16 protein-coding genes are annotated in these 15878 nt (G+C 51.8%); 5 read left to right on the top strand and 11 right to left on the bottom strand.

Annotated features, from left to right (window positions below; translation table 11 throughout):
• The coding region (tnpA, locus tag J2Z70_RS22215; protein ID WP_209876832.1) for an IS200/IS605 family transposase at positions 1-281 on the bottom strand (281 nt) is incomplete at its 3' end.
• Positions 282-589: 308 nt separating this feature from the next.
• Here tnpA and J2Z70_RS22210 point away from each other — a divergent pair.
• The gene (locus J2Z70_RS22210) at positions 590-1147 is read left to right on the top strand and encodes an ArsR/SmtB family transcription factor (RefSeq protein ID WP_209876830.1); all 558 of its coding nucleotides are present in this window, start codon (positions 590-592) and stop codon (positions 1145-1147) included.
• Positions 1148-1150: 3 nt separating this feature from the next.
• Entirely contained in the window at positions 1151-2455 is a 1305-nt protein-coding gene (locus J2Z70_RS22205) for an MFS transporter (protein ID WP_209876828.1), read from the top strand.
• A gap of 98 nt (positions 2456-2553) precedes the next feature.
• On the opposite strand, the gene J2Z70_RS22200 is transcribed toward J2Z70_RS22205, so the two are convergent.
• Both J2Z70_RS22200 and yyaC read right to left on the bottom strand, forming a co-directional pair.
• The gene (locus J2Z70_RS22200; RefSeq protein ID WP_036730285.1) at positions 2554-3339 is read right to left on the bottom strand and encodes an alpha/beta fold hydrolase; all 786 of its coding nucleotides are present in this window, start codon (positions 3337-3339) and stop codon (positions 2554-2556) included.
• A 67-nt stretch (positions 3340-3406) separates the two neighbouring features.
• Positions 3407-3934: a spore protease YyaC gene (gene yyaC / locus J2Z70_RS22195; protein WP_245368434.1), complete on the bottom strand. Its 528-nt coding sequence runs from the start codon at positions 3932-3934 to the stop codon at positions 3407-3409.
• Positions 3935-4096: 162 nt separating this feature from the next.
• Between yyaC and J2Z70_RS22190 the strand changes: the two genes are divergently transcribed.
• Positions 4097-4321 carry a DUF1128 domain-containing protein gene (locus J2Z70_RS22190; RefSeq protein WP_209876826.1) on the top strand — a complete coding sequence of 75 codons (225 nt, stop codon included), beginning with the start codon at positions 4097-4099 and terminating at the stop codon, positions 4319-4321.
• Positions 4322-4439: 118 nt separating this feature from the next.
• Here J2Z70_RS22190 and J2Z70_RS22185 read toward each other — a convergent pair whose 3' ends face one another.
• Entirely contained in the window at positions 4440-5159 is a 720-nt protein-coding gene (locus J2Z70_RS22185; RefSeq protein WP_209876824.1) for a pirin family protein, read from the bottom strand.
• Between the two features lie 323 nt (positions 5160-5482).
• Here J2Z70_RS22185 and J2Z70_RS22180 point away from each other — a divergent pair, with 323 nt between their 5' ends.
• Both J2Z70_RS22180 and J2Z70_RS22175 read left to right on the top strand, forming a co-directional pair.
• Positions 5483-6007 carry a YtxH domain-containing protein gene (locus tag J2Z70_RS22180; RefSeq protein WP_209876822.1) on the top strand — a complete coding sequence of 175 codons (525 nt, stop codon included), beginning with the start codon at positions 5483-5485 and terminating at the stop codon, positions 6005-6007.
• Between the two features lie 129 nt (positions 6008-6136).
• Positions 6137-6466 (top strand): DUF5665 domain-containing protein, encoded by a 330-nt coding sequence (locus J2Z70_RS22175; RefSeq protein WP_036694977.1) that lies wholly within the window; start codon positions 6137-6139, stop codon positions 6464-6466.
• A 220-nt stretch (positions 6467-6686) separates the two neighbouring features.
• Here the strand turns inward: J2Z70_RS22175 and J2Z70_RS22170 are convergent, their stop codons facing one another.
• The 7 genes from J2Z70_RS22170 to J2Z70_RS22140 all read right to left on the bottom strand — a co-directional run bounded on the left by J2Z70_RS22170 (position 6687) and on the right by J2Z70_RS22140 (position 15827).
• Positions 6687-7457: a sigma-70 family RNA polymerase sigma factor gene (locus J2Z70_RS22170; protein ID WP_036730293.1), complete on the bottom strand. Its 771-nt coding sequence runs from the start codon at positions 7455-7457 to the stop codon at positions 6687-6689.
• The gene (rsbW, locus tag J2Z70_RS22165; protein WP_036730295.1) at positions 7454-7906 is read right to left on the bottom strand and encodes an anti-sigma B factor RsbW; all 453 of its coding nucleotides are present in this window, start codon (positions 7904-7906) and stop codon (positions 7454-7456) included. The genes J2Z70_RS22170 and rsbW overlap by 4 nt, the downstream gene beginning before the upstream one ends.
• Before the next feature lie 18 nt (positions 7907-7924).
• Positions 7925-8263: an STAS domain-containing protein gene (locus tag J2Z70_RS22160; RefSeq protein ID WP_209876820.1), complete on the bottom strand. Its 339-nt coding sequence runs from the start codon at positions 8261-8263 to the stop codon at positions 7925-7927.
• Between the two features lie 96 nt (positions 8264-8359).
• The gene (locus J2Z70_RS22155; protein ID WP_209876818.1) at positions 8360-10030 is read right to left on the bottom strand and encodes a response regulator; all 1671 of its coding nucleotides are present in this window, start codon (positions 10028-10030) and stop codon (positions 8360-8362) included.
• 17 nt (positions 10031-10047) lie between these two features.
• A complete protein-coding gene (locus tag J2Z70_RS22150) occupies positions 10048-10917 on the bottom strand; it encodes a CheR family methyltransferase (RefSeq protein ID WP_036730299.1) in 870 nt (289 codons plus the stop codon).
• Positions 10918-10998: 81 nt separating this feature from the next.
• Entirely contained in the window at positions 10999-14667 is a 3669-nt protein-coding gene (locus tag J2Z70_RS22145; protein ID WP_209876816.1) for a response regulator, read from the bottom strand.
• Positions 14664-15827, bottom strand: a complete 1164-nt coding sequence (locus tag J2Z70_RS22140; protein ID WP_209876814.1) for a SpoIIE family protein phosphatase — start codon at positions 15825-15827, stop codon at positions 14664-14666. The genes J2Z70_RS22145 and J2Z70_RS22140 overlap by 4 nt, the downstream gene beginning before the upstream one ends.
• Between the last annotated feature and the right edge of the window lie 51 nt (positions 15828-15878).

The following is a 15878-nucleotide window of genomic DNA, read 5'->3' as shown; positions in this document are numbered from 1 at the left end:
GTAGGAAACTCCTTCTTGATCAGCCTAGATGATGCACTCTTATAAGCGTTGAGAAATTTAGAAATGTCGGTATTAGGATGAGTTTTCATTAGGATGTGAACGTGATCCCTGTCATGATTCCATTCCTGCAAAGTCACATTGTAAGTAGGCTGAATGGATGCAAATATCTCTTTCAGACGTTCGGATATGGGATCTGTAATGACTTTCCTACGATACTTGATGACTAGAATAAGGTGGAAGTGAAGGGAGAACACTGAATGGTTATTCGAGTCTAATTTCATTATTTTCACTAACCTTTCCAAGATACGACTGAATACTTTAATTATAGCATCTTAGGCGGTTAGAATCCATGTAGATTAGACCGTTTCCATTCATCCCCCACTTAAAGAAGATGGGAGAATTCTGTCAACTGAGGGTTAAACCATTCGTCTCTCCGGCGCCACTGTGCGGAGTTAAGTCTTGACCACACTATAATGATCAACTATAATTCAGTTACCCAATCTGTATTGCAGATTGAACTATTTAGCAGATTGGAATTGGATACAGACTGTATACATGTTAAAACGGACCCTACATAGGAGGTTTATTAATGACCAAGCCAACCGGCAACACGCAAGACTCCATCACAGCAGCCGTTTCAGGTCAACCGGATCTGCAGTCAAGCAACCGGATTTTGAACGTTACGCCGGAACAGGATAAGCTGCTGGAGAGCGCCTTACGGATTAAGATTATGCACACGCTGTCGGCAGAGCCGCTTACATCCAAGCAGGTTGCGGAGAAGCTGAACAAGACTCCGGGCAATATTCACTACCATATCGTCAAGCTCTATGAGGGCGGTCTGCTGGAGCTTGTCCGTACAGAAGCCGCAGGAGGAATCATCCAGAAATTTTACCGTTCCAAAGGTACGGTGTTCCACTCGGAGGCGCTTCGCAGCCTTCACTTCCGCGAAGAAGACCAGACCCGGCATTTCAATACCAGACTTACTCTCTCTCCTCAGGAGCTTGCGGAATTCCACCAGGAGCTGCTGGAGCTGATTACCGCCTGGGAGTCCAAGGTAACGGAAGGTGACGAATACGGTGTGGAAGTGATGCTGGGCCGTCTGCAGTCTTCCGATGCTGCTGCGCAGCCGGAAGAGGAGGCACATTAATAGATGAGCACCGCTGGCCCTTCCGGACAACCGAAGCATCATCCGCTTGAGGGCTTCGCCGCCCCTTTCCGGCAATCCCGCGCCTTTCCTTACCTGTGGCTGGGACATTTAGTTTCTTTTTTGGGCAGCTCGGTAACCATGGTTATCCTGCCTGTCCTGGTCTATTCACTGACCGGCTCCACCACCATTATGGGGATGGTCATGGCCGCCTACATGCTGCCTAATGTAATCATGCTGCCGGTATCCGGACATATTGTCGACCGCTACGACCGTGTACGGATTATGATGCTGGCCGATATTGCCCGGTTCATCGTTATGATTACGACTGCTGTGCTGTCCTTGACCGGAGTGCTGAGCATTCCGTTGCTCTATGGACTTGTTGCCTGCTACGGCCTGCTGGACGGCTTATTCCAGCCCGCCTACGCTGCCGTCCGCGCTACCGTATTCACTCCGGATATCCGCGTAGCAGCGAATTCTTTAACTCAGATCACAACCCAGTCCGTGCGGCTGATCGGTCCCGCGTTAGGGGGACTGCTGATTACCCACCTGTCCGCGGGCATCGGCTTCGGAATTGATGCCTTCACCTATCTTATCTCCCTCATCTGCCTGGTCTATCTGCGCAGAGCGATGATGACCCGGCTTCAGGCTTCCGCCACTGAGACTGACATCCCGGCTAAGCCTGCTGCCGGGACCTCTCCCGCTCCGCACTGGAGGCAGGATTTCGCCGAAGGAATACATGTTCTGCGCAGCCAGCCCTGGCTCTGGATTACAATTCTCGCCTTCTGCTTCGTCAATATATGTTATACGGGTGTAATCAGCGTCCTTCTTCCCTGGCTGTTCAAGGTCCATCACGGCTGGCCTCCTTATCTCTATGGCCTGGCCGTTACGTTCTCCGGTGTCGGGGCAATAGCGGCCGGCCTGCTGTACGGCCTGCGGCCGAAATGGAATCACCGCGGCATCCTGGCTTACGGCGGCGCACTGATCAGCGGGGCTGCTCTGCTGCTGCTCCCGTTCGCAGGCACTCCGGCAGCAGCTGTCACCTTATTTGCCGTAGAAGGCTTCGGACTAATGATCTTCGGGCTGATCTGGGAGATCAGCCTGCAGGAGCTTGTTCCGAAGGAAGCCTTCGGACGGGTAGCCAGCCTGGATATGTTCGGGTCCTTCGCCCTGCTGCCGGTCGGATATATCTTAGTCGGCTGGCTGGCCGACCAGATCGGAGGAGTGCCGACCATTATTATTTTTTCCGGCCTGGGCCTCTCCTGTGTTGCCCTGGTGCTGTGCGTTCCGGCTATCCGTAAGTTTCAATAAAATCCAGCCAATAAATTCTTATATTTGCACAGCAAACAGAAGGCAGCACCCGCCGGAGAGCGGAAGTGCTGCCTTCTGTCCCTATTGCCTGATGTAATTTACTTCTGCACAGGGGCCTGAACGAAATCCTTAATAATCTTCGCCAGCTGCTCCGGTGCTTCAAACATACCCATGTGGCCTACACCCGGCAACGTCACCTTGGTGATATTCCGGTTGTCTGAGGTGAATGTCCGCTCCGGCGTCACCTTCGAATCCTCTGCTCCGGCAACGAGAAGCACCGGCAGCGCCGTTGCCGAGATCACATCTCGGCGGTCCGGGCGCTCACGCATCGCCAAGGACGCGCCAACCGCGCCTTGCGGCGGAGTCTTGTAGCCGATCTCCTTGGCCCGTTCCAGCAGTCGGGGCTCCGCTCCAGGAGCAAACAGTCCAGGCACCAGCTGATCCACAAAAGCAAAAATGCCTTCGCTCTGGATCATGGTGACGCTCTTCAGCCGGTTCTCCTTGGCTTCTTCACTGTCGGGATAGCCCGAGGAATGAATCAGCCCGAAGCCCTTCAACCGGGAAGCATGGCGCTGGGCAAACGACAGGGTAATATAGCCTCCGAGCGAATGTCCCAGCAGATAACATTCCTGAATCTCCAAGGCATTCAGCAGCGACAGCACATCATCGGCCATCTGCTCGATGGTATAGGCTCCAAGCGGAGCATCGGAAGCCCCGTGCCCGCGTAGATCCGGGGCGATGACCCGGTAATGGGCTGTAAGTCCGGGAATCACCTTTTCCCAGTATTCGGCACTCCCGCAGAATCCGTGCAGCAGCACGATTACATCCCCTTTGCCTTGATCACTATAGCAAATGTTGCTTCCCTCGCATCGAACATTTTCCATGGCTGCTTACCCTCTTTCTATGTAGTGGTCTATATTAATAAGCTAGAACAGCTGATTTGAAACGCTCTCAATCCGTAAGTCCGAATCCCAGGGCGGCTGCCCTGGCAATCTGGTCGGCCATAACCATTACCCGGTAGAGCGGGGTAGTCTGGATGGTCCGGTAAGGACGCGGACTGTTCACATCAACGATTGCTGCCAGACTGTAATTCCCTACAGCAGGCAGGAGTCCTCCTACCGATTCTGCCGGACGCAGCGGCTGCGCGGCCGCAAAATAACAGCCGATTGCGGCCGGCGGTCCCAGGCAGGCATCAACAGCGATAATAATCTGCCCTTCTGGAATCTCTGTTATCCGCTGAATCAGATTATCCGCATCACAGGGCGCAGGAAGCGTACCCGTTACATTCGGAAATCCGTACTCCAGCAGGCGGCTTCCTGTCAGCGGCCCCAGTGCATCTCCGGTGGAGCGGTCTGTTCCGATACAGAGGAAGGTCAGCTGCTCAGCGGAATACTCGTCTGCGATCCCGCGGAAGAAAGCCGCCAGTCCCCCGGCATCCATTTTACGCCGTTTTCTGCTCTCTTCTTCTCTGATGGCCAAAGACTCTCTCCCCCTTGCTAAGCAGCCAATTATATTCACCTTTAATTTAACATGTTTGCGTGATCTGGACAAAAAAATGGTCATCCCCTGCCCAAACATGATAAGATATTTGAACTATACCAGTTCACATTCTATATTACTCAGGGAGGATGGTTATACTCAATGGATTTGTCAAACCCAAGCCAGGAGAACGTTGAATATATGATTGAAGGCATCAAAAGCAAGCTGAAAATGGCCAGTGCCGCTGCAATGCAGGCGTCCGCCTTTTCGGTGGAGCAGTATGAGGATATCCAGGATATTTATGAGGTTGCGATGGGCAGTGACCGGCTCAGTATCTCCCAGGTGGAGGCGCTCGTCTCAGAGCTTGGCCGCCTGCGCAAGAAATAGCACCAGCAGTTCGTATACAATATAAAGCCCTTCAGCTTCATTGTCCGTAAGACGGGACGTTGAAGCTGAAGGGCTTTTGTATACTCCAATAATAATCTTACTGTCATGCTCCAGCCTGCTACGGGAGATCAATCAGAATGAATTCTGCATCTCCTGAGCTGCTTATGCCTTTGAGCGTAAGCTCACAGCTCTTGCGGATACGCGCCGCATCCCCCTGCTGGAGCTGGAATACGCCGTCCGCGCATGAGATCTCCAGATTCCCGGAAATGACATACAGATGAGTTCGCCGCTCCTCCTGCTGGGGATAGCGCAGCTCCCGGTTCGTCTGCAGAACGGACAAGTAGATGTTAACATCATTGTCCAGCTGCAGAGAACCCTGAGTCCCTTCCCCTGAAGCAATAGGCAGCAGGTGGTTGAGCTTAAGCTCGGCCGGATAGAACCGGGCATCCCATTTCGGGGTCTTACCGGGCCGGTCGGGCAACAGCCAGATCTGCAGGAACCGGACATCCACATGGTCTGACGGATTCGTCTCCGAATGGTTAATGCCTGTTCCTGCGCTCATCAGCTGCACACTGCCTGCCTGCAGATCTGCATGATTCCCCAGATCATCCTGATGCTTCAGTACACCGGATACCACATAAGTGATAATCTCCAGATCATGATGCGGGTGCTCATGCATGCCTTGCTCCGGCTTCAATTCATTGTCGTTATGTGCCAGCAGTGCGCCGAAATGGGCGTTGCTGGGATCATCATAATCGGCAAACGAGAAGCTGAATTCACTGTGTATCCATTCTCTATTCGAAGTATGACGCTCGGCTGCTGTAACTACTTTTATCATAATGTTGCACCTCCATAGATGTTGGAATCTTATCAATATCCTAAACAGGGGAATGAATGCTCTTCAATATGGGATGTATAGATGCGCTATGATTAACTATTTCTTACCCCCTTCCCTTCGAGATCAATCAATCTTGTAAAGCCGCATATTCATCCAATTAGGTATGAAAAAACACCTTTTCGGCTGGGATGCTCCCTTATGCTCCGGCAATCTTTGCCAAGCTATTCCGCTGTTTCAGCACATAGCCCAAAGTGTATATACGAAGTAAGAACATTCAGGCTCACCTGAATTTGAATAACAATTCTGACAAGGAGTGATTGATAATGAATAAAGCAGAGAAGGAATATCCGGTAGAAAGCGGCGGCACATTCTTAAAAGGGATCTTCATCGGCGGACTCTTGGGAGCGGCGGCAGCATTGCTATTCGCACCAAAGCCTGGACGCGAGATGCGCAGTGACCTGTCCGATAAGCTCACAGTAGCTACGGATAAGACAAAAGAGGTTGCGGGAGCCGTAACTGACAAGACCAAGACGATTGCTACGACCGTAGGTGAAAAAGCTACTGATCTGGCCGGCACAGTATCAGCCAAGGCCTCCGATATCTTCACCACCGTCAGTGACAGCAAGCAACAAATTGCAGCTACTCTGGCGGAAACCGGCAAAAAGATTGGTGAAACGGTAAGCGATGCCTCCAAGGACATCACGGGCAGCGTTAAGGACGCCTCCCAGGACATAGCGGTTGAAGCCAAGGATACCTCCCAAGAGGTTGCCGACAAGGCGAAGGACGCTTCCAAGGAAATCGCAGGCGCAGCGAAGGATGCCAAGGACGAAGTTAAATCCTCTTATTAATCCCGGATGTTCAGGCTGATTATACATTGAAGGGAGCGGCCAGATCTTCCGTAGCTGGCCGCTCCCTATTTATGCATGTCTTATATCTCAATAAAGCCTGATTCAGGCTACAGAAAGCAGGTACGCCTTATGGGAGAAGCGGACAACAGAACCAAAGCTTATGACGTAGATGAGCATCCCTTCGAGCTGCGGCATGAGGTCAAACGCTTGAATGCGAGGCTCGACAAGATCGCCGACTCACTGGAGAAATCCGAGTTCAAGGATATCCTGGAGAACTATACAGACCCCAAGAAGCGGATTATCACCAATCTGATGGCCGGGATCTCCAGAGGCCTGGGCCTCTCACTCGGTACCTTTGTCATTCTTGGTATCCTTGGCTATATCCTCAGTTTGTTTCTCAATGTACCGGTTATCGGGGAATATCTTGGAGAAATCAAAAAGTATATAGATGCTAACTAAACACATTTCCCGCGCATCCCTCCTGCAGCCTACTCTACCGTGAATAGACTGCAGGAGGGATGTTGCTCTTTAACCCCACAAAGTGGGGCTCTAGCGTAGGTGATGACTCAGGTACTTGGCGGGGACCCCAAAACATATATATTCTTATCTACCCAAAAAAGGGCAGGCTCTATCCCTTACGGGATGGAACCTGCCCTGATAAATATAATGACCTTGATCCTTAATAGGATGAATTAGCCATGATCTGCTTCAGCTTCTCAGTGGCCCGCTTCTGGATACGGGATACGCTCATCTGCGAGACACCCAGCTTCTGGGCAATGGCCCGCTGGGATTGGCCATCCTGGAAGGCTAGCAGCAGCACCTGCTGCTCCTGCTCCTTCAGTTGTCCGAGCGCCTGCTGGAGATCCATACGCTTCTCCACTGTCTCGTAGTCATTCGCATCGGAGCTGATCAATTCACCGAGTGTGGCCCCACTCTCTTCCTGGGAGAGCGGTGAATCCAGGGAGACATAATGATAACATTCTCTGCCGGCCAGTACTTCCACAGTTTCCTCTACGGTGAGATCCAGATAGTGGGCAATCTCTTCAACCGCCGGAGAACGTTCGAGCCGAATGGTCAATTCATCAATGGCCTGCTGAACAAGCGCGCCCTTTTCCTTAATCCGCCGTGGAACCTGTATGTACCAGGATTTATCACGCAGGTAGTTTTTCATATGTCCAATCATGCTCTTCATCGCATACGGCTCGAAGGGAATCCCCAAGCTGATGTCGTATTGCGCCAGCAGCCGGATCAGCGCCATTTGCCCTACCTGATACAGATCCTCATAGAGATCCGGACGGTTACGGGCAATTTTGCCGGCTGCCATCTTCACCATAGGTTCATATTTGCGGATGAGCACTGTTGCGATTTCATTGTCTTTCGTCTGCTGGTATTCCCAGATCAGGCTTACTGCTTCATTCATGGACTCTGGGGGAGTCACTTTGTCATTCATACTTTCTCCTCGCTGAAATTGAGCCGTTTAGTCAGGGTAACGACTGTCCCTTTCCCTGATTCGCTAACAACGCTAACGTCATCCATCAGCGCCTGCATTAGATAGAAGCCCAGTCCGCCCACTTGAACATCATTCAGCTCCTTGTCATGAAGCGTCAGACGTTCCCCGGACGCATCCAACCCGTCAAAGCTCTCCCCCTCATCTTTGACAGTAATGGATAAGACACTTGATCCTACCTCAAAGATTACATCAACCATACCGTCCGCTTGCCCATAGGCATAGAGCACGGAGTTATTACATGCTTCCGAGACGGCTACCTTCATATCTTCAATGTCTTCATAAGTAAAACCCATTTTGGAGGCAATGCCGTATAAATTAAGTCTGACAATATCGACATATTCTGCACTGGCGGGTAACTGAAGAACTACTCTTTGTATGTCATCACTCATTCTTAGTTCGATCCTTTCCTAGTGGGAATTCTCTTGGGAGGCAAAAAACTTGGAAATGCCGGTCATGTCAAAAAGCTTCTGAATTTGCGGGGGAACATCAGCAACGGTGAACTTGACGTCCATTCCATGTCTTGCTTTGAGGATCGACAACAGGATTCCGATACCGGTGCTGTCAATATACTTCAGATCCTTCAGATTAATCACGAGATCAAGCCCCGTGTCTCCCACTAGCGGTTCCATCACCAGACGAAAGTCAGGCGCCACAGACAGATCGAGTTCACCTGTCAGATAAACAGTACATACCGAACCAACGGTTTCGGTCTTTGCGTGAAACTTTTCGCTTTTATGTGTATTCATAGACAACTCTCCTGGTTAAATGTTTTCTTTACCAATAACCCTAATAGCCTAGGGTTGAAACAACAAATAGACAATACGGCACTGGTAATTCATGGGTCATGCGTTGAAAAGCGAAGTGTTCCGCGCGGTTGCGGGATTATCTCTGCCTGAATATCTGGAGATCATTTGTTTGATGCTGCTTAGCTTGAGCGGCTTGCTGATGTAGCCGTCCATGCCGGCAGCGGTGCAGCGGTCCTGAATCCCCTCCATCACATTCGCAGTCATCGCAATGATCACCGTCTTGTCAGGCGAACCGCTGCTCTCCTCACGAATCAGGGAAGTGGCTTCAAGACCATCCATCACAGGCATCTGCAGGTCCATGAAGATAAAATCGTACTCGGATTGCCGGGCCAGTTCTACAGCCTGGTTCCCGTCCTCAGCAACATCGGCACGATATCCGAGCTTATCCAGCATGCTAACCATAAGGCGCTGATTAATCGGATGGTCATCTACGACCAGCACTTTGCTCCGGCTTGCTTCATCTAGCTCGTCCGCTGTACCGTCCTCTTCCCGGCAGCCGCCTTCCAGCTCTTCCTCCGGCAGGGCAACCTGGATAGTGAATACAAAGGTAGCCCCCTTCTCTTCCATCGACTCTACACGGATATCTCCGCCCATCATGCCCACGAGGGACTTGCAGATGGCGAGGCCGAGGCCTGTGCCTCCGTATTTACGCGTCATGGAGGAATCAAGCTGGGAGAAGGGCTGGAACAGCCGGTCACATTTCTCCGGTGAAATTCCAATACCTGTATCCTTAACGGTAAATTCTATTACCAGCTTATTATCCGCTGAAGGCAGAAGGGAAGCAACTAAATAAACGCCGCCCTGGTTGGTAAATTTCACCGCATTGGATACGAGGTTGATCAGCACCTGGCGCAGCCGGGCCATATCTCCATAAATCAGCCGAGGCAGCTTCTGGTCGATGAAATAGGCCAACTCCAGATTTTTTTTGCCGGCTTCCGCCGAGAACAGACTAAATACCTCCTGAACAGTGGTATGCAGCTCGAATAATTGCTCTTCCATTTCCATTTTGCCCGATTCCATCTTGGTGAAATCAAGGATATCGTTAATCACGGTTATTAGTGTGTCCGCACTTTTACGGATAATCTCTGTATATTCCTTCTGCTCAGGAGCAAGCTGGGTCTCCATCAAAAGATCAATCATGCCCACTACGCCATTCATCGGCGTGCGGATCTCATGACTCATCATCGCCAGAAATTCGGTCTTGGCCTTAGCCGCGATCTCCGCCTCTTCCTTGGCTTTGATCAGTTCACCGTTCATGCGCTCAAGCTCCAGCGTCTTTTGCTGCAGCTGCATCGCCTGAATCTGCTGCTTCTTGCTGGTCAGATGCATATTCACAAAGCCTTCAATCTTCGACTTCAGAATCTGCGGGATAAACGGTTTGACCATATAATCAATAGCGCCGGCAGAGTACCCTGCGAAGAGATGCTCGGACTCCCTGCTGTTGGCAGAGATGAAGATGATCGGAATATCCTTGGTTTTCTCCCTGGCTTTGATTAACTTGGCGGTTTCGATCCCGTCCATACCCGGCATCTGAACGTCCAGAACAATCACGGCGAATTCATATTTCAACAAGCACCGCAGTGCTTCTTCTCCAGAATTGGCTTTGACAAGCTTGTAATGCTGACTCTCAAGGACGGCTTCGAGTGCCAGCAAATTCTCGGGACGGTCGTCAACCAGCAGTATATGAATCGGTTCCTGAACCCCCATAGGTCCCTCCTTACCCGCTATTTATTTTTGCGGTATATTTTTTCTACCCGGTCCAGAGGCTCATAGCTGTCACTGTAGCGTGTGAAATGAATAGATTCCTTGGAACCGAGGACCAGCACTCCGAACCGGCTGAGGCTCTCATGGAACAAGCCATGCACATGATCGCGGAGCTCGTCGTTGAAGTAGATCATTACATTCCGGCACAGGATCACATTGAATTCGTTGAAGGAAGTGTCCGTTGCCAGATTATGCTCTGCAAAAATGATGTTCTTGCGTAAATACGGCTGCAGGATCACTGAGTTATATTTCGCTGTATAGTATTCCGAGAAGACGCCCGTGCCTCCGGCCTCAAGGTAGTTCTTGGTGTATTGCTTCATCTTGCCGATCTCGTACACGCCTTCTTTGGCCTGCTGCAAGGAACGGGCGTTCATGTCCGTGGCATAAATTCTAGCCTTGTCATATAATCCTTCCTCATGCAGCATAATTGCCATTGAGTAGACCTCTTCGCCTGTCGAGCAGCCGGCATGCCAGATCCGGATATAAGGATAGGTCCGCAGGAGCGGAATGACCTTCTGACGGAAGGTCAGGAAGAGTCCGGGATCACGGAACATCTCTGTCACAGGGATCGAGAGACTATACACGAACCGCTCGAAGCAGGCACGGTCATGCAGCACCTTTTCCTGCAGGGCAGAAATAGTAGGTAAGCTCTCCGCATGGACATGATGCCAGATGCGCCGCTTCAAGGAAGGCAGGGCATAATTCCTGAAATCATATCCATACAAACGGTGTACTCCGTTCAGAAGCAGCTCAATCTCAATCTGTTCAAGCTCCTGCTTGCTCTCCGGCGGATTCCCCTGACCCTCATATCCGTGCTCCATCGCTGCCATTGTCATCAATACTCCCTTGCCTGCGCCTTATTTCCGTACTTGGTTTGAACCTGCTGTATAGCTATTACCCCGAAATCACCCTTACGAATACAACCAGACGCGCATTAACGAAAGAAGCTGATCCGTGCTGATCGGTTTCTTCATATAATCGGAGGCTCCGGCTTCAATACACTTGGCCCGGTCCTCCTTCATAGCCTTGGCTGTGAGGGCGATAATCGGCAATTTCTGGTACTTCGGCATCTGCCGGATGCGGCGCATAGCTTCATATCCGTCCATCTCCGGCATCATCATATCCATCAGCACCAGATCATAATCACTCTGTTCGACAAGCATGTCGATGGCCTCCCGGCCGTTCTCGGCAAATTTCACTTCCATGTGATAGCCTTCGAGCACACTGGAGAGGGCAAAGACGTTGCGGATGTCATCATCGACGAGCAGTATTTTTTTGCCTTCAAACAGTTCCTCTTTATTGTGCAGCTTTTGCAGGATTTTACGCTTATCCTCCGGCAGGTTTGCTTCTACCCGGTGCATGAACAGCGTTGTCTCATCCAAAAGCCGTTCCGGCGAGCGGACATCCTTGATGATAATGGATTCCGCATATTTGCGCAGCTTGGTCTCTTCCTTGCTGTCCAGATCCTTGCCGGTATAAATAATAATCGGCAGATCGTTCAGCTCCTCATCGTCGCGGATCTGATCCAGCAGCTCGAAGCCGGTCATATCATCCAGCATCAGATCAAGCACCATACAGTCATATCTCTGCTTGTGCAGCTCATTCAGCGCCTCTTGGCCTGAAGACACCGCCGTAATCACTACATCGTCATGTCCGATAAGCTCCTCGATGGAACGGCGCTGGATATCGTCATCCTCGACAATCAAGAGATGCTTCATCGTGCTGGCGGTGTAATTCTCAATCTGCGAGAAGGCCCGGTCCAGCGCTTCACGGGAGGACGGCTTTCTGAGGTAGGCCATCGCTCCCATCATGAGCCCCTGCTTCATCTCATCATTCACAGAGATTACATGCACCGGAATATGGCGTGTCTGGGAGTCGCTCTTGAGCTCTCTCAGAATCGACCAGCCGTCCAAGACAGGCAACTGGATGTCAAGGATGATCGCGTCCGGCAGCAGGGTCTTGGCCATCTGCAGGCCGATATCACCCTGCAGGGCTACCAGCCCCTTGAAGCCGCGTCCGCGGGCCATGCCCAGCAATATCTTGGCAAAGCTCTCATCATCCTCAATAATCAGCAGCACCTTGTCGCCGCTGGCAAGGGATTCCCGGTCATCTTCCACAACTGCAGGCTTAGCAGGTGTAGGCGTGATGTCCCCTGCCTTATCCCATGAAAGTTCCTCCCGGAACTCCTCAAGCTGCAAGGGCTCCCCGGCAGGAGCGGCTTCAACTGCTCCCGGCAGCAGGCTAAAATTCCCCTGAACCGGCAAATACAGTGTAAATACGCTGCCTTGCCCTTCACGGGACTCCAGTCCGATGGCCCCGCCCATCAGGCGGGCTAATTCGCGGCTGATCGACAGGCCAAGCCCCGTGCCGCCATATTTGCGGCTCGTCGTACCGTCAACCTGCTGGAACGCCTCAAAGACGATATCCATCTTATCTGACGGGATGCCGATCCCGCTGTCTTTGACGGATATGGCAATATAATCATATTCATGCGGCAGATAGGCAGGCAGCCGCTTGACGTCCGCACGGCTGACAGAGAACTCTACATACCCTTCGCTCGTGAATTTGAAGGCATTGGACAGCAGGTTACGCAGGATCTGCTTCAGTCTGTGACTGTCGCTATATACACTGTCCGGAAGCGGCTCGTCAAAGGACAGGCGCAGCGACAGCCCCTTCTGCGCAGCCAGCGGAGCAAAGTTCTGCTTCACGAAGGTCTTCAGCTCGACGAGCGGGATTTCTTCATGATTCAGCTCCATTTTGCCGGCATCGACCTTGGACAGATCGAGAATCTCATCAATCATTTTAAGCAAATCTGCACCTGACATATAGATGGTATGGGCGAATTCGACCTGCTTCTCGCTCAGATTGCCTTCCTTGTTCTCCGTAAGAAGCTGGGAGAGAATGAGCAGGCTGTTCAGCGGAGTACGCAGCTCATGGGACATATTGGCCAGAAACTCGGATTTGTATTTACTGGTTACTGCAAGCTGCATAGCCTGCTTCTCCAGCTGCATACGGGCATGTTCAATCTCATCCTTCTTCTCTTCAACCTCTTGCACCTGATCCTGGAGGGCACGTGTCTTGGAGACCAGCTCTGTATTGTAATGCTCCAGCTCCTCCTGCTGGCGCTGCAGCAGCTCCTCTGAGCGCTTCAGGGCATCCGTCTGCTCCTCCAGATTCTCGTTAGAGCGGCGCAGCTCCTCCTGCTGGGTCTGCAGTTCCTCCGACTGGCATTGCAGCTCTTCCGTGAGCGCCTGCGATTCGCGCAGCAATTCCTCAACCACAAGCCTGCGGCTGATGTTGTTCAGAATAATCCCCAGATTATTGGAGAGCTGATGCAGCAGTTCATTCTGCAGCACCGAGAATGGTGTGAAGGAAGCGAATTCCACAACACCCAGAACCTCATCCTCGAATAAAAGCGGGTGGATCGATATATAACTTGGATGCGACTCCCCGAATCCCGAAGACACTGAGATATAGTTGTCAGGCGCCTCCGTCAGCTTGATCGGCAGCTTATCCAACGCGCTCTGTCCAACCAGTCCCTGACCGATCTCGAAGCTCTCCCTGGGCGTAACCCCCTCCTCACCGGCATAAAAAGCGCTGCTGACCAGCAGGTTCGGATTATCCTGGCTCTTCAGATAGACGGCACCATACTGCGCTCCAAGCACAGGCGTGAACTCACTGATGAAGGTCTGGGCTACCTGATCCAGTGAGCTGACGCCGCGCAGCAGCTCCGTAATTCGGGCAATATTGGCATTCAGCCAGGCCTGATCGCTCTGTGCCTGGGCATAGGATCTCTCGAGCTGCTGCTTCTGTTCAATATCCTCGGCCATCCGCTGGAATACCCGGGCCACATCGCCGATCTCATCTTTCGACTTCACCTTGATCCTGCGGATCGCCCGCATTTTACCGTTGCCGAAGCTGGTAATCATCATGGAGACGACACTTAGGCCGCGCGTGATGCTCGGTATCACCCACAGAATGACACCCAGCCCGAGCAGCAGCCCTAAGGTCATGATCAGGGTTACCATCTGAATCGATCTGCTCGAAGCCTCTTGGGCGTTAGCAGTCTCCTCCGTCATCCGGAAGGCATTGTAATCAGACAACGTATTCAGGCTGTTCAGCACCTCGTTCTGAATATCCTGTCCTTCTGCATTGCGGTACGTGTTGGCATTCTGAAAGTATCCGGCACTCAGCATCTCCAGAACCTTGTCCTGATACTTCAGATAGCCGGAATAGGCATTCTCAATCCGGGATAACATCTGCAATTCCTCTGCCGTCTTCAGCGAGGCCTTAATATTCTCCAGATGTTCCGCAGACTTCAGGACCTTGCTGTCAATTTCCGCCTTCTGCGCTTCCAGGGTTACAGTATCGGCATTAAGCATGGAAGTGGTCAGTATCCGTGCCATGTCGTTCACTTCCCCGCGAAGTCCCGAAGAAGCACGGCCTTTGCTATATCTCTCCTGGTAGCTATCCAGCTGATTGCTCATATAATGGAGCCTGTCATACCCGATCAGGGTAAGCGCCAGCATAATCGCCAGCATGGCACTGAATCCGATCAGCAGCTTAGCCTTAATCTTCATTCCTTATCGATTCCTTTCTTCAGCGAGATCCACACCAGGCATTTATCGTCATCACGTTCCGAATTAACCGGCTCGCTCAGGAAGGCAGCGCGCACCAGGTCTTCCTGCCAGTCATGAGTGGCATTCAAATGCCCGACCATGAATTTCAGCTGCTCCTCCTGTTCACCCTCTACCATCTCCATAAGGCCGTCCGTGAACAGCACCAGATGACCCTCGTCCTCGTAGCTGAGGCTCTGCTGCTGAATATCGATCCGGTCAAACAGCCCGACAGGGTGGCCGTTGCTCTCAAGCAGAACAGGCGTCTTGGCCTCCCCTTCAAAAAACAGCGCCGGCGGATGCCCGGCATTCACATAGTTAATCCGCTTCATGCGGGTATCAATGACAAGATAGATCGCCGTGAAATAATACTGGACCAGCTGCTTCTCAATATATAGCTGATTAAAGCGTCTGTTAAGCTCCTGAATAACCTTCTCCGGTTCCACATAGGTCGTTACGGTATCCTTCAGGACCGAGGCAAGGAACATGGTAAACAAAGAAGACGAGATGCCGTGGCCCATCATATCGAGCAGGATGACCGCATAACGCCCGTCTCCCAGCGGATACCAGGCATACAGATCCCCAGCCAGCTCGAAGGAAGGCTGGTAAATCGCATGTACCTCCAGAGTCTCCTCGGCAAGCGGCAGACTGAGTACCGCATTCTGCACCAGGGCAGCCAGCTTCAATTCATCCTGTATCCGCTGGTCCCGCTCCTTATGCCAGTCCTTCTCGCGCTTCAGCCGCAGCGCGAGGCGAATACGGGCCATCAGCTCCACCTTGTTAATCGGCTTCGTAACATAATCCACCGCTCCGGCATCCAGCGCCTCTGCGAGCTTCTTGGAGTCACCTACAGCCGTAACCATAATAATAGGAATATCCTTCAGATGCTCATATTGCTGGACCACCCGGCAGGCTTCAATTCCGTCCATTTCCGGCATCATCATATCCAGCAGAATCAGATCCACATCGGACGGCCGGGGCTCTTCCCCCACACCGACGCCCAGCAGCTTCAGCATATCTTTGGCGGACGAAGCCGTTATGAAATTCCGGTAATCTTCCTTCTTGAGGATCTCACGGATAATAATTACATTGGTAGGATTGTCGTCTACGATTAATATTCTCAAGCTTCCTCACCTCACGCGAATATTGTGTTAAGGCCCTAACCCGCAGCTCTG

Source organism: Paenibacillus silagei (genome assembly GCF_017874735.1).
In the GTDB taxonomy this organism is placed as follows: domain Bacteria; phylum Bacillota; class Bacilli; order Paenibacillales; family Paenibacillaceae; genus Paenibacillus_AQ; species Paenibacillus_AQ silagei.
This window is presented reverse-complemented; position numbering and strand designations above follow the sequence as displayed.

Excerpts from the sequence above, each read along its gene's own strand:
- J2Z70_RS22210 (WP_209876830.1), top strand. The coding sequence starts at position 590 with ATGACCAAGCCAACCGGCAACACGCAAGACTCCATCACAGCAGCCGTT.
- J2Z70_RS22205 (WP_209876828.1), top strand. The coding sequence starts at position 1,151 with ATGAGCACCGCTGGCCCTTCCGGACAACCGAAGCATCATCCGCTTGAG.
- J2Z70_RS22200 (WP_036730285.1), bottom strand. The coding sequence starts at position 3,339 with ATGGAAAATGTTCGATGCGAGGGAAGCAACATTTGCTATAGTGATCAA.
- J2Z70_RS22190 (WP_209876826.1), top strand. The coding sequence starts at position 4,097 with ATGGATTTGTCAAACCCAAGCCAGGAGAACGTTGAATATATGATTGAA.
- J2Z70_RS22185 (WP_209876824.1), bottom strand. The coding sequence starts at position 5,159 with ATGATAAAAGTAGTTACAGCAGCCGAGCGTCATACTTCGAATAGAGAA.
- J2Z70_RS22180 (WP_209876822.1), top strand. The coding sequence starts at position 5,483 with ATGAATAAAGCAGAGAAGGAATATCCGGTAGAAAGCGGCGGCACATTC.
- J2Z70_RS22175 (WP_036694977.1), top strand. The coding sequence starts at position 6,137 with ATGGGAGAAGCGGACAACAGAACCAAAGCTTATGACGTAGATGAGCAT.
- J2Z70_RS22170 (WP_036730293.1), bottom strand. The coding sequence starts at position 7,457 with ATGAATGACAAAGTGACTCCCCCAGAGTCCATGAATGAAGCAGTAAGC.
- rsbW (WP_036730295.1), bottom strand. The coding sequence starts at position 7,906 with ATGAGTGATGACATACAAAGAGTAGTTCTTCAGTTACCCGCCAGTGCA.
- J2Z70_RS22160 (WP_209876820.1), bottom strand. The coding sequence starts at position 8,263 with ATGAATACACATAAAAGCGAAAAGTTTCACGCAAAGACCGAAACCGTT.
- J2Z70_RS22155 (WP_209876818.1), bottom strand. The coding sequence starts at position 10,030 with ATGGGGGTTCAGGAACCGATTCATATACTGCTGGTTGACGACCGTCCC.
- J2Z70_RS22150 (WP_036730299.1), bottom strand. The coding sequence starts at position 10,917 with ATGGCAGCGATGGAGCACGGATATGAGGGTCAGGGGAATCCGCCGGAG.
- J2Z70_RS22145 (WP_209876816.1), bottom strand. The coding sequence starts at position 14,667 with ATGAAGATTAAGGCTAAGCTGCTGATCGGATTCAGTGCCATGCTGGCG.